The 12875-nt window shown below is 68.9% G+C and carries 6 protein-coding genes; all 6 read left to right on the top strand.

Features of this window, described 5'->3' with window-relative positions:
* Positions 1 to 395 precede the first annotated feature (395 nt).
* Genes OG798_RS38215 through OG798_RS38190 form a run of 6 tightly spaced genes read left to right on the top strand, consistent with a single transcriptional unit; the run spans position 396 to position 12872 of the window.
* On the top strand, positions 396 to 2246 hold the full coding sequence (locus OG798_RS38215) for a dynamin family protein (RefSeq protein WP_328760126.1): 1851 nt from the start codon (positions 396 to 398) through the stop codon (positions 2244 to 2246).
* The gene (locus OG798_RS38210; protein ID WP_097224565.1) at positions 2243 to 3871 is read left to right on the top strand and encodes a dynamin family protein; all 1629 of its coding nucleotides are present in this window, start codon (positions 2243 to 2245) and stop codon (positions 3869 to 3871) included. The genes OG798_RS38215 and OG798_RS38210 overlap by 4 nt, the downstream gene beginning before the upstream one ends.
* Complete coding sequence (locus OG798_RS38205; protein ID WP_328758423.1) at positions 3868 to 6168, top strand: Hsp70 family protein; 2301 nt, start codon at positions 3868 to 3870, stop codon at positions 6166 to 6168. The genes OG798_RS38210 and OG798_RS38205 overlap by 4 nt, the downstream gene beginning before the upstream one ends.
* The gene (locus tag OG798_RS38200; RefSeq protein ID WP_328758421.1) at positions 6165 to 7124 is read left to right on the top strand and encodes a hypothetical protein; all 960 of its coding nucleotides are present in this window, start codon (positions 6165 to 6167) and stop codon (positions 7122 to 7124) included. Before OG798_RS38205 ends, OG798_RS38200 begins: the two co-directional genes overlap by 4 nt.
* Positions 7121 to 9190 carry an Hsp70 family protein gene (locus tag OG798_RS38195; RefSeq protein ID WP_121414799.1) on the top strand — a complete coding sequence of 690 codons (2070 nt, stop codon included), beginning with the start codon at positions 7121 to 7123 and terminating at the stop codon, positions 9188 to 9190. The genes OG798_RS38200 and OG798_RS38195 overlap by 4 nt, the downstream gene beginning before the upstream one ends.
* The gene (locus OG798_RS38190; protein ID WP_328758419.1) at positions 9183 to 12872 is read left to right on the top strand and encodes a CHAT domain-containing protein; all 3690 of its coding nucleotides are present in this window, start codon (positions 9183 to 9185) and stop codon (positions 12870 to 12872) included. The genes OG798_RS38195 and OG798_RS38190 overlap by 8 nt, the downstream gene beginning before the upstream one ends.
* Positions 12873 to 12875 lie beyond the last annotated feature (3 nt).

Below are 12875 nucleotides of genomic sequence, written 5' to 3'. Positions count from 1 at the left end.
ACCACGAGTGAAGCTGGTGTCAGCGTGGGCACAAGCGACGTTCCACATGTGGATGACTCCCCCACCTCACCGAGGCCCGCAAACCCAGCGTCGACCGACCAGTCATGTCACAGAATGCCACCCTTTGGCCTTTCATTGGCGATTTCTCGTAATGGTCGTATATTCCCCTGGCAGGTAAGAGTCGACCGTGGGTAGCCCATGTGACTGCGCCGCGGCCGACCTGGGGGGCCAAGGGGGGCCGGTCGGTGGTCAGCCATGACGAGCGCGAGCGGGAGATCTTGGCGCTCTTTCCGGAAGTCGTTGGGGCAGCGCTGAGCGTGGGGTCCCAAGCGAGCGTTGAGCGCCTGCACGAGGCGGAGCGCGGGCTGCACGAGAAACAGACGACTCTCGTGGTGATGGGTGAGTTCTGCCGGGGAAAGTCCTCATTGATCAATGCATTGCTGGAGGAACCAGGGCTGCTTCCGGTCGACTCCTACATGTCCACGCGGGCCGTCACGACCCTTCGCCGTGGTGCCGAGGAAGTCATCACCGTCAACCTCGCCACGCGCGGGGAACGCCGTGCCGAGGAGCGCCGCATCAGCCGGGAGGAGCTCCGCTCCCATCTCTGCGAATCCGTGGTGGCGGACGGATACGGGGCACCGGACGCGGACCGCGTGTCCGCGGTGTCCATCGAGCTGCCGAACCCCAAACTCGAGAACGGAATGCTGCTCGTCGACACGCCAGGCGTCGGCGGGGTGTACCGGAGTCACAGCACCGCGGCCCTGGGCGTGCTGCCCATGGCCGATGTCGTGCTGTACGTCACGGACGCACTCCAACCCCTTCTCGCGTCAGAGCTGGCGTTCATCGATGTGATCGCACGTGCAGTGGACACATCGACCCACGCGGACCGACTGCTTTTCGTCGTCACGAAGTGCGATCAGTCGTCCGACGCGGAAGCGGCCGTACTCGACCTTCGGACACGGCTGCGGGTGGTACCGCGACTTGACCCCGAGCGGCTGACCGTCGTGCCGGTCTCCAGCCATCTACGCCTGGCCCACCTGGCGGAGGGCGACCCGGAGGACTTCAAGCTGAGCAACTTCGGCTCCCTGGAGGAAAAGCTCTGGCCGACGCTGACGCGGTCCGGCGCCCGGCTGCTCCAGGAGGCGGCTCTCGCCGAACTGGATCGAGTGACAACGTCGCTGCTGGCACCGGTGGAAGCGGCCCTGAGGGTGATGAACACCGAGGACCGCTCCGCGAACGAGAGGCTCGCCGCGGCCGCCGAAGCCCAGGGAAAGGAAGCTGCCGCCCTGACCGACGGCTCCGCCGTGTGGCCGGATCGACTCGCCGAGGAAATGAACGCTGTAACCGTCGAGCTGAAGCAGCGGGTGGACACCGATCTAGCCGAGATGTGGCGAACGCTCCGTCACGCGTACCGCGGCCGACAGGAGCTGCTCGACGACCCTCAACTGCTTCTCGACCGTGTGGCGCAGGGGCTGGCCCTGCTGACCGCTGAGTGGAGCCAGCTCGTACGGAAACGGGCGGCCGAAGTTCACAAGGCGCTCGAAGCGCAGACCAGGGTTCAGCTGAGGGACACTGCGCCGGGCGGTCTGACCACGCCACCGCTGCCCACGGCGCCGGCTGACGTACGGACCCGGCGGCCGGAACCCTCCTCCCCCTTGCTCACCGAGTTGCTTGTCGCCCTGGACGCAGCGGCGGAGGGAGCCCGGCGGGGCGCGGAAGCGGGTGGGCGGCTCGGACAGGTGGCCTGGGATGTGGCTCTACGGAAAGCCCTACCGGCCGAGCAAGCCGAACGGGGCGTCACCCGAGTCCTGAAGGCGGGCGAGGGGCCGTACGAATCACCTGCGGCACTGGTAGGACGGGTGGTCGGCGGCGTCGTGGGCGCCACGCTGTCCTTCACCGGGCAGCTGCGATGGCTCCGTGAACTCGCCCACAGCGAACGGGTCCACGCCTTTGACCAGGCGTTCGAGTCCTGGGAACCGGAGCAGAAGGAGTTCCTCCAAACGGCTCTCGCGGAGGTCGTCGAGGCCCACACGCGCCAAGTGACGGAGGACTTGCGTCGTCGCATCGAGGAGCGCCGTACGGAATGCGCCGCCACGGCGAGGGCAATCGCGGCCGCACGCGCAGCCGTCGGTCAGGACAGGGCAGTTGAACGCGCCGCAGCCGAGCAGCGCCGCACCGCACTGCTGACGCTGCAGGAGCGCATCCACCGACTGGCCGAAGACTTGCGGACGCAGGGAGCCTCTTGAGCTCGGACTCCGTGCGGACCGAGTTTTCAGTACCCATCGGTCCGCAGACGACCGGGTCCCCCCTTCGGCTGCGAGCCGAGCGGGCGCTCGACCTCGCCCTGCACCGCATACCGCCGGACCCCGACACCGATCACGTCCGCCACGTGCTGGAACAGGCCAGGCGCGCACTGCATACGCCGATGCGCATAGCAGTGGCGGGAGTCGTCAGTTCCGGAAAGTCGACGCTGGTCAACGCTTTGGTCGGCGGCGAACTGATGGTGACCGGCCTCAATCCCGTCACCTTCACCGTCAGCGTCCTTCGCTACGCGGACGAACAAGCCGTCACGGTCCACTTCCGGGACGGCCGGCCCTCCGAGCACCACCCGATGACGTCACTGGCACGGTTCACCGCCCGCACGCCCGACGGCCGTGGCTGCGTGGATGCCGCGTGGGTGGATGTCCACGGCCCCTTCCCGTACCTGCGGTGGTTCGACCTGGTGGACACCCCGGGGTTCGGCTCGCAGTTCGAGGCGGACGCACTGGCGGCCCTCACGGCTCTCGGGCTCACCGCCGAAGGCGTCAGTGCCGCGACCGCCGCCCAACTCAGCCGTGCCGACGCGGTACTCGCCGTCCTGAACGCAGGCGTGTCCCGCAGTGACGCGGATCTGCTGGCCCGCTTCCGGGGCAACGACCTCACTCTGTCCCCGGTCACCTGCGTCGGGGTGATCACCAAGGTCGAACTGGCCTGGCTGGGGGAAGCCGGCCGTCCCGTGGGCGATCCGCTGGTGGCGGCACGGAAAACCGCCGAGCGGATCATCGCTAACCCGGACATGTCCCGTCTGTTCCACGATGTGCACCCGGTGTGCAGCAAGGTCGCTGCAGCGGCCGCCGGCATGGGCGACGAGGAGTACGCCGATCTGGTCTCACTCGCCCGAACCGATCGCAGACTGCTGGAGAAGCGCCTCCGCGTGCACCGTGCCTTCGCCACCAGCCCCTACGGCGACCTGCCGCTACCCCCGGAGCGGCGGGCACCGCTCGTGCGGCGGTTCAGCCCGTACGGGATCTTCCTGGCCACCGCTCTGATCCGGGAAGGCGTCGACAAGCCGGACGACCTGAGGGCCGAGCTCGACCGACGCAGCGGGATGGCAGCGCTGCGCCAGGCGCTCGTTCGGCATTTCGGCCGCCGCCGCGACCTGATCAAACTGGGCCGCATCCTCGACTCGGTCCACGCCGTGGACGTCGACGGGCCGGACGTCTGCGGCAATGATCCCCGAACCCGCGCCGCCGTCCGGGACGCCCTGCGACAGATCACCGATCTCGAACGAGACGAACTCGCCTTCGTGGAGCTGCGCACGCTGAGGCGTTGGTACGAGGGTGAGATCGCCCTGTCCGAGGCGGAGGCGGCGGAGCTGCGCACGGCGATGGGCGAACGGGGCGCATCCGTCGCCGAACGTCTCGGGCTGCCCCCGGTCACCGTGCTGGCGGAGATGGAGCGGACGGCGCTGGAGCGGCTGGGTCACTGGCGTACATCTCCGGTTGCGAACCAGCCGGGCGGGCGTGCCCTGGCCCAGGTGATGGAGCGCCGGTACGAGCAGCTGTGTCATCGAGTCCGCACCGCCCGGGCGTTGCTGGAGGAGCAGGAGTGACCCCGCCTCCGGAGCCCGCCGGGCGACCGCCTGCGCAAGCCGTACTCGTCGTGGACCTGGGAACGACCACCTCGTCGTCGATCCTGCTGGCCGGAGGAGAACGGCGTCTGGTGAAGGACCCTTCGACGGGCCGGGACTGGTGGCCCACCAGCGTCTTCGACGACGGGGGACGGTTAGTCGTCGGCTCGGCGGCCGAGGACCGCAAGAGTGACAACCCCCGTGCGTACCTCACAGAGTTCAAGCCCCGTCTGGGCAGCGACGCGCCCGTCCTCCTGGACGGACGGTCCTATCCGGTGGTGGAACTGGCCGCGGCGGTACTCCGAGAACTGCGCTCCGCCGCACGCCAGCTCGGCTTCGACCCGGACCGACTGCTGATCACGGTCCCGGTCTCCGCCGACGAGAAGCAGCGGGCCGCGACACTCGACGCGGGCCGACTGGCCGGATTCATCGATGTGGAGGTCCTGGAAGAGCCCATTGCGGCCGCCCACTCCCAGACAGTGGGCAGCCACTGGGCCGACGGCGACGTCGTGCTCGTCTACGACCTCGGCGGCGGCACTTTCGACGCGGCACTGGTCCGCATGGCGGACGCCGAGCAGCCCAAGGTACTGGCCCAAGGGGGACTGGCCGAGAACCACGGCGCCCGGGAGGTGGACGCGGCGCTGGTCCAGGACTTCCGCCCCCGAGCGAGGGCGTGGCTTGCCGGGCATCAGGGCCGAGCTGACGAACGCGACCTGATGGACCAGGCCATGGCCCAGGCCGCTGTCACCCTCAAACACCGCCTGACCGCGGCCGAGAGCGCTCGCGCGTACGTCTCACTGGGGCTGCCGCCCATGGCAGCCGACCGCGACCGGCTGCGGCAGATCACCGAACCTCTGTTGCGCGGAACGGTTGACTGCTGCCTGACCCTGCTCGACGAGGCGCATCTCACCCTGGACGACATCACCGGCATACTCCTGGTCGGCGGCGGCAGCAGAATGCCCGTGGTCGCCCCGTACCTCGCCAACCGCATGGGGAGGCCGCTGCATCCGGCGGCCGATGCGGTCCTCGCCGTGGTCGAGGGCGCAGCGCGGTGGGCGGCCGGGATGGCGGCGCGGCGCACACCGTCGGACGTACCGCCCGATCTGGTAAGGCCCCTGCGCTGGACGCTGCCGCGCGGTGACCGGGCAGTCCTCGGCCGCTGGCTCGTGGAGCCCGGTGACGCCTACTCGGCAGGCTCCACGCTGGCCAGGGTCCGGCTGGTCGACGGCGCGCTGCACGACCTGTCCGCCCGGGAGCCGGGACGGGTGGTCCAGCGGCACCTGAGCGAGGACCAGGAATTCTTCACCGGCGACTGGATCCTCACGTCCCTGCGCCCGCCGACACCTGCCGAGGTGCACGGCAGTCCCCGTATGGTGCGTTCCTGGGCCGCTCGGGTCACCGCACTCGCCTGCAGCCCCAACGGCCGCAGACTGGCAGTTGCGGAACAGGAGTCGCCAGACCGCTGCACCGTACGCGTCGTGGACGCGCACTCCACGAGGGAGATCTGCCGCCGTCCGGAGAGGGGACGGGTCCGCGCCCTTGCCTGGACTCGGGACAGCGCGCACCTGGCTTTCGGGCTCTCGTCGCGGGAACAGTCCGTGCAGCTCCTGGATCCGGAGAATCCGGCGATCGCCGCATGGACGTCTCGGCTCCCGGGAGCCGCGCAGGCACTGGAATTCCTGCCCGGAGGCCAGTACCTGGCCATCGCGTGCGGCCAGGGATCACTGCGGCTGATCGACGCCGGCACGGGCCGGACACATACGGCCACCGAGATTCCGGCGTGGGCAGCGGCGTTGTCCGTGCATCCGGACGGCCGAACACTCGCGGTCGGTGGTGACGACGGCGAGTCCGGCTCGGGTGTCACACACGTCATCGACCTCGACGACGAGCAGAGGTCCCGCACCCTCACCCACACCGCGCCTGTCCGCGCCGTGCGGTTCAGCCCGGACGGCCGGTCACTGGCCGTGGCCGGTGGCGAAGCCGGAGGCCGGGGTTACCTGCACGTGTACGACACCTCCGTATGGTCCGTGATCCTCGCCTCCACTCATCGGCCCAGCATGCGTGCCGTGGCCCTCTCACCCGACGGCGCCCTGGTGGCCGCGGCGGGCAGCGATGCGAGTGTGCGGGTGTGGAGCGTCCATGACCGGGGGCTGCGGGCCCAGGCGACAACGGCCGGAGATCCCACGGCCGTCGCCCTCACATCAGACGGGCACCGGCTCGTCGTAGGGGCGCAAGCAGGGGTCCACGTATGGGCTCTGACACATGAGGGGGAAGCATGACGGAACATGACTCCGGGCGGAGCGGTCGCACCGGCCCTCCCAGGGACCGCGCAGAACCACGGGTCGCGCCGCAGCCACCGATGATCGGCAAGGGGCAACTGGTCAGGCTCCTCGACGACTGCGAGCCGGCCGGCAGGGACTTGCGGGGCTGCGGGCCGAACGAGGTCGCAACGGCGGTCGATTCCGTGTTGTGGGCCCTGCGGACCAAGGCAGTCCAGGAGATGCGAGCCGGCCGGCAGGCTCGGGAGCAGCTCCTGGACGTACTCGACGTCCTCATCGTCGCTGTCAAGAAGATGCTCGAAGGGGTGTCGCCCTCCGTCTTCCCGCAGGCGGTGACGCACGCCCCCGGAAAACAGCTGGACGACCGCCGAAGCCAGCACCCCGGCCTCATCGGCAAGGCACTGGGAGACGTAAGGGATCGGCTGAGGCCTCACGGCAGCCACCCGGCCGCCGATTCCGAGCCCCCGCCGGTCAAGGACACGCGTGCCGCCCAACTGTACGAAGCCGCGATGATGGCGGCACGCGCGGCACTCGGGCCCGTAGAGGATGCCTTCAGCCGATCGCCGCAGCCCCCGGAGGCGCCGGCCCGGCCCTTGCACAAGGACACATCGCTGATGAGGCTCGCCCAGGACCTGGCCGGGGCTGCCCGGCAACGCGATGAGGCACTGGCCTGGGAAGCGATCGACCGGTTGTGCTCGGAACTGGAGACGCGAGGTATCCGGGTCATCCACTTCGACCCGGAACTCGAACCCGAGCGACAGACCCACCTCTTCAAATTTCACGGCGCAGGCGACGACCCGTCCCCGCAGCTCGAGGAACTCAGGCCCGCGATCGCGGTGGAGGTGACGACCGGGGCACACCGCAGCGTCCTGGCCGGCGAGGTGCGCTGTTTCTCCTCGGCCGGCGCGCGGGGTGACGAGGCCGACGAAGAGGAAGAAGGTGACACGCCTTCATGACCAGCCACGCATCGGGTGACGGGCGGGTACTGCTGATCGGCTTCGATCTGGGGCACGGCGAGACAGCCATCTGCGCCGCCTGGTCCGAGTCCAGGGACGAGCCGCGAGTAGCAGAACTGCCACACAGCGGTAAGTCCTACCCCACGGCGGTCGCGCTGCTCACCGACTCGTCGCGGCAACATCCCACCCGCACAGTGATCGGTGGTCGCTGCTTCGCCCCCCGGCCCAGGAAAAGGGTGCTGGAGTTCCACTCCACGTTCAAGAGCGCCGACCTCGAAGACGGTGGCCGTACCCGACGAGCGATTGAGCTCTTCGTGAGCCAGGTCGTGCGGGAACTCATCGGCATGCCCGAGACGGACGACGCACCACACGACGTGATCGTCATCTCGGCTGATACGCCCACCCGTTGGCTCTTCGGTACACCGTCGGGCTGGAGCACGCTGCAGCGGGAGGCGTACCGCGATCTGCTGGCCGGTCTGTGTCCGGGCGAGGTGGAGGTCCTTCCGGAGTCGCGGGCGGCCCTGCTGTACGGGCGTGAGTCGCGTGACCTGCCCAACCCGCTGGGTCTGCTGGAGGGCGACACGGTCGCATGCCTCACCTCCGTGGTCATCGACCTCGGGTCGTCGACGGCGGACTACACCATCGTGACCGGACTCTCCGCGCGCCCGCTGGACACGGGCAACAACACGCTCGGCGCTTCCCTGATCGACAAGGAGCTGATGCGGCGAACGGTCGAGGGCCACAACGACCGGGATCGCCTGCTGGAGGCCCTGGAGGAGCCCGGTTCCCGAGCGCATCTGGAGTTCCGCTGCAGGCTCTTGAAGGAGCAGTTCTTCACCGAGGTGGACCCGCTCGAACCCGACCTCACCATCGCGCGGAGGACGGAAGAGGTCCGGACATCCGCGGGCGAGCGCATCGATGTGGATATCCGGCTCACGTCCGATGTGCTGGACGACATCACGAACGCTCCGCTGTCCGCGCTGAACGGGGCGTCGTGGCGCGAAGCGTTCCGCGACGACCTCGAGAGGGTGAAGGCCGCGCTCGGCGACGACGGTCCGGACCTCGTCATGATGACCGGCGGGGCTTCCCGGATGCACTTCGCACAGGACATCGCCCGCGAGGTCTTCGGCGAGAGCCGGGTGGTCCTCGGCGCCGAGCCCCAGTACGCCATCGCCAAGGGACTGGTGATCGCGGGCAGGACCCGGACACGTGTAGAGGGTTTCCGGAAGGACCTCAAGGACTTCGCGGCTTCCGGGCGGATCGAAAGCATCGTCGACGAGAAGCTTCCGGAACTCGCCAAGACGCTCGGCACGATCATGACCGAGAACCTCGTCGAGGAACACGTCATCCCCGCCGTCCTGCGCTGGCGCAACGGAGAGCTTGATCTGGTGTCGGACATCGAGACGGAGGTGGCGCGTACCCGGGAGAAGTACCTGTCCTCGCGCGCCTTCCGCAGCCGCGTCGAGTCCGAAGCGGAAGACTGGAGCAAGCGTGTCAGTGCCCTGGTGGACACCCGGACCGCCGAGATCTGCCGCACATGGGACATCCCGCCTGGGGCCCTGAGCCTGTCCCGGCCGTTCGTCCCGCGCAGCGCCTCGCCCGTGGGCTCGTACTCCGACCTGGCCGTGGAGAATCTCAACACCATCGGGAAGGCAGCCGTCGGTGCGGTCGCCTACGTGGCGGGAGTCATCGGCATGGTGGCCGTCGGGGTCTCGCTCAACCCGGTGGGAGCCGCCGTGGCCGCCGTCGTCGGCGTCGTCGTCCTCGTCATCGCCGCGGTACGCGGCAAGGAAGAGGCGATGAGGTACGCCAGGACCCGCAGGATGCCGGGCCCCTTGCGCAAGCTTGTCAGCGAACGGCATCTGCTCGGCAAGATCCGTGCCAAGACGGCGGAGGACTCCACGGAGGAGACCGCCGCGGCGGAGTTCGCCAGGACGTTCCTCTCCGAGCAGCGTGACGAGATCATCCGACTCGTCGGCGCGACGGTCCGCGAGCATCTGGAAGCGGCGGCACGGTACACGGAACTGCTGATCCAGCCGGAGGAGGGTCCGGTCGCTCATGAGTGACGAGCTCTCCGCGCTGGTTCGGGCCGTCCTGGCCGTCCGCGGCCCCGATGAGTGGAACGGCACGCTGGAGCGGTTCGGAGCACGGCTGATGGCCGATCCGCACCTGAGGCAGCGGCTTGCCGCGCTGATCCCCAAGATCCACGGTTTGGGCCGTGAGGACGAAGCGCGCACCCTGCAGCGGTGGTACGACGAGATGACGTCCCACCGCGTCGAGACGGAACGGTTCGGGCAGGCTCTTCGGGACGCGGAGAGCGACGCGGACATCGACCGGGTCCTGGGGAACCACCCTTCTTACGTGACCCCGCAGCTCGTGGACGAAAGCCTCACCGAGATCCGCCGCCTGCTCTCCGATGAGACCCCCATCCCCCCTGACATCGCCGTTCCGGCAGTCCGGCGCCTCCTGGGCGTGAGTCTTCGTATCGCCGTGTTCCTTCGGGACGAGGAGCTCGAAGCCCGGTGCCGGCTGGAGAGTTGTCGTCTCGCCTTCGCTCTGCGGCAGCCGGAAACGGCTGCGACGGAACTGCGCGCCGCGGCCCGCCTGTGGCGGTCGGTCGGCAACATGGTCGAGCTGGGCCGCTGTCTCAGTCTTGTCGGAGACGCCATGGTGCGTCTGGACCGCAGGGACGAGGCGCTCACCGCCCTCAAGGAAGCCGTCGAGGTGCTCCGTGAAGCAGGTGAGGGCGGCGACGCGCTGCTCGGTCCCACCTGCCAGGACATCGCGACCCTCCTCAGCGCCCGGGGAGACATGGATCAGGCGCTGGAGTTCTTCGACAAGGCGATCCGGCACCGCCTCAGCGCAGGCCAAATCGAGCGTGCGCTTCCCCTGCTCCCGCTCGTGATAAGCACCTATGCCGCCCGTGGAGACACCGGCAGCGCCCTGCCGCACGCGGAGATCCTGATCGATCTCCTGCCGTCGAGGACATCGGGCGACGAAGTCGTCGTTTCCGACCTCGTCACCCTGTCCCGCGCCTGCCTGGCGACGAAAGTCAGCCACGCACTGGCCGAGGGGGCATTCCTGAGCACGGACCGAAGCGTCGGTCCGCGGGGCGACAAGGCAGAGCCGGGAGCGCTCACGCTGCCGTCTGCGGGCGGGGCCCGGTACGAGGAGTACATCGACCGGGATGCGCTGGCCGAGGCGGAACGCTGGTACGCCGTCGCGGACCGCGCACACGCCCTCGCGCCGACGGCGGAGGGCTCCGCCGCCCTCGACCTGCTGGGAGCCCATCTCGGCGTACTGACGGGCAACGTCGACAGAGCGGCCGGACAAGCCCGTGCTGCTCTGCGCCACTTCGAACAGCGGAACCTGCGGGCGGAGACCGCCTCCGCGCTGTCCGCGCTCGCCCAGGCCGAACGCGGGCGGGGACGCCTCGAGTCGGCTGTCGCAGCGTGCGACCGCGCCTTACGCCATACAAGCCCTGACTCCGAGTGGGGCCGACGGCCCACCTGGCTCATCACGCGCGCCGAGTACCAACTGCTGCTCGGCAGGCCCGAGCAGGCCCTGGAGTCGCTGCGCGAGGCGATTCGGCTCTGCGAGGGCGGGACGAGCCGGGAGCAACAGGCCGACTGCGGCTCGGCCCATCACATGCTCGGCATGACATACGCGTATCTCGGCGACGTACAAGCGGCACTCACCAACCACCATCAGGCCTGGGCGTACTGCCGGTTGCTGGGGCACCGGCGCGGTGAGGCCGCGACACTGCACGCCCTGGGCGTTCTCCTCGGCCGCCTCGGACAAGGCCGGTTCGGCAAGCCCCGTGCGGAAGACCTGGTCGCGCTCCAGCACACGTTCGTCTCCATGGACCCCACGTTCGCCTCCACGCCGATCGACGGTTGGATCTCCAGCACGGCAACCCGCCTTCTCCACCGCGCGGAGACGACGTACCAGGAGATCAACGGCCAGCTGGGCCGGACGAAGGTCATGACGGACCTCGCCAACTTCCTGCCCCCCGAGGAGAACCCCCGCCGGATCGACATCCTCACCGAGGTACTGGCCCGCAAAAAAGCGGTGGGCGACGAACTCGGTACGGCCGTGGTGCTCGCCAATCTGGGGTCGTTGTACCACGCTCTTGACCTGCAGGACGAAGCCGCGCAGGCCTTCGAGGACAGCCTGCGCGTCTCCCGCGGAGCCGAGTTCTTCGAGTCCGCAGCCGACGCGTCGTACAAGCTCGGGCTGTTGCGGCAGGAACAGAACCACCCGGCCGTCGCGGAAGCCTGCTACTCCGAATCGGTCCGCATGATCGAGGCAGCGCGGTGCGACGTGCCGCTCACCGATCGGTACCGGGTCAACTTCGTCCGCGACAAAGCCCGGCCCTATGGCAGGCTCGTCGACATTCTCGTCGCCAGGGAATGCTACGACGAGGCGTTCGAGCTCGTTCAGCGAGCCAAATCCCGTGCCCTGCTGGAGATGGCGGGAACGACGACCCTGCAACCGGTGGCTCCGCGCACCGGCAGGTTCGCCGAACTCCTCGGCGAGGAAGAGGAGTGCTTGTCGCGCCTACGAGCCGACCGGTTCCGCAGCACGTCCCGCGCCCCCGGCTCCTTCCCGGCCACGACCGCCTCGGTACGCAACCGGCTCGACGCCCTGTACACGGAAATGACGGCATTCGACCCGGACTATGTGTCGCTGCGTCGCGGAACACCGTCGACGGTGGCGGAAGTGCGTACGTGGCTGGCGGCCCAGCGCCGGCCCATCCTGCTCGTCGACTATTTCCTCAGCGACGAACGGCTGACCCTCTTCTTCCTGCGAGCCGAGTGGGACAGCGTCCGCGTCGCGACCCCGCCCATGACGCCCGGGCAACTGAGCGAGGGCTGCTGTGACTTCCAGCGCCAAGTCGTGGACTACCGCAACACGGGAAGTGCGAGCTGGACCAGGTTGTCCACCTCCCTCACCGAGCCGCTCGCCCCACATGTCCGCTCCGGCGACCTCGTCTATCTGGTACCCCATGGGCCCCTGCACGGCCTGCCGCTGCATGCCCTGCCCTTCGGCTCCGCCCCAGCTCTAGCCGCTGCCCACCCTGTCGCCTACACCCCGACCGCCGGTCTGCTCCCGCTCGCCCAGAACCCGGCCAAAGGGACGGGCAAACTGGAGTCCTGTGCCGCCTTCGGCGTCGTCTTCGAACAGGAGGCACGGGAAGTAGCGCGCCTGTTCGGCGCGGAGGCGATCGTGTCCGACGCTCTCCGGGTGGATGACGTTCCCCGGCTGTGCCGAGGAAAGGACATCTGCCACTTCTCCTGCCATGGCTATTTCAACAGCCTCGACCCGCTCTCCTCCGGTCTGTTGCTCGCCGACGAGGACCCCGGATCCGCATCCGGGCCCATGGCAGACGTCATGACGGCCCGCCACATCATGAACATGGAGCTGCGGGCGGAGCTGGTGTGCCTGAGCGCCTGCCAGAGCGCGGTGAGCGACATCAGTACGGGCGACGAGCTGGTGGGGCTGATCCGTGCCGTCCTCTACGCCGGGGCCGCGTCGATCGTCGCCAGTCTCTGGTCCGTCGACGCGCACACCACCCGGGAAATGATGACGGTCTTCTACCGGCATCTGCGGGACCACTACCGCCACACCGGCACGATCGACAAAGCGAGCGCGCTCCAACAGGCGCAGCGGGAGATGATCCGTCAGGTGGGGCCGCGGTCGTCCTTCCAATGGGCACCGTTCGTACTCATCGGAGACTGGCGATAGGGA

The sequence above is a fragment of the Streptomyces sp. NBC_00271 genome (assembly GCF_036178845.1).
Classification (GTDB): Bacteria; Actinomycetota; Actinomycetes; order Streptomycetales; family Streptomycetaceae; genus Streptomyces.
The sequence above is the reverse complement of the archived record's forward strand: the minus strand, read 5'-3'. Positions and strand labels throughout refer to the sequence as shown.

Coding starts and splice junctions, on each gene's coding strand:
- OG798_RS38190 (WP_328758419.1), top strand. CDS start 9,183: ATGAGTGACGAGCTCTCCGCGCTGGTTCGGGCCGTCCTGGCCGTCCGC.
- OG798_RS38215 (WP_328760126.1), top strand. CDS start 396: ATGGGTGAGTTCTGCCGGGGAAAGTCCTCATTGATCAATGCATTGCTG.
- OG798_RS38200 (WP_328758421.1), top strand. CDS start 6,165: ATGACGGAACATGACTCCGGGCGGAGCGGTCGCACCGGCCCTCCCAGG.
- OG798_RS38195 (WP_121414799.1), top strand. CDS start 7,121: ATGACCAGCCACGCATCGGGTGACGGGCGGGTACTGCTGATCGGCTTC.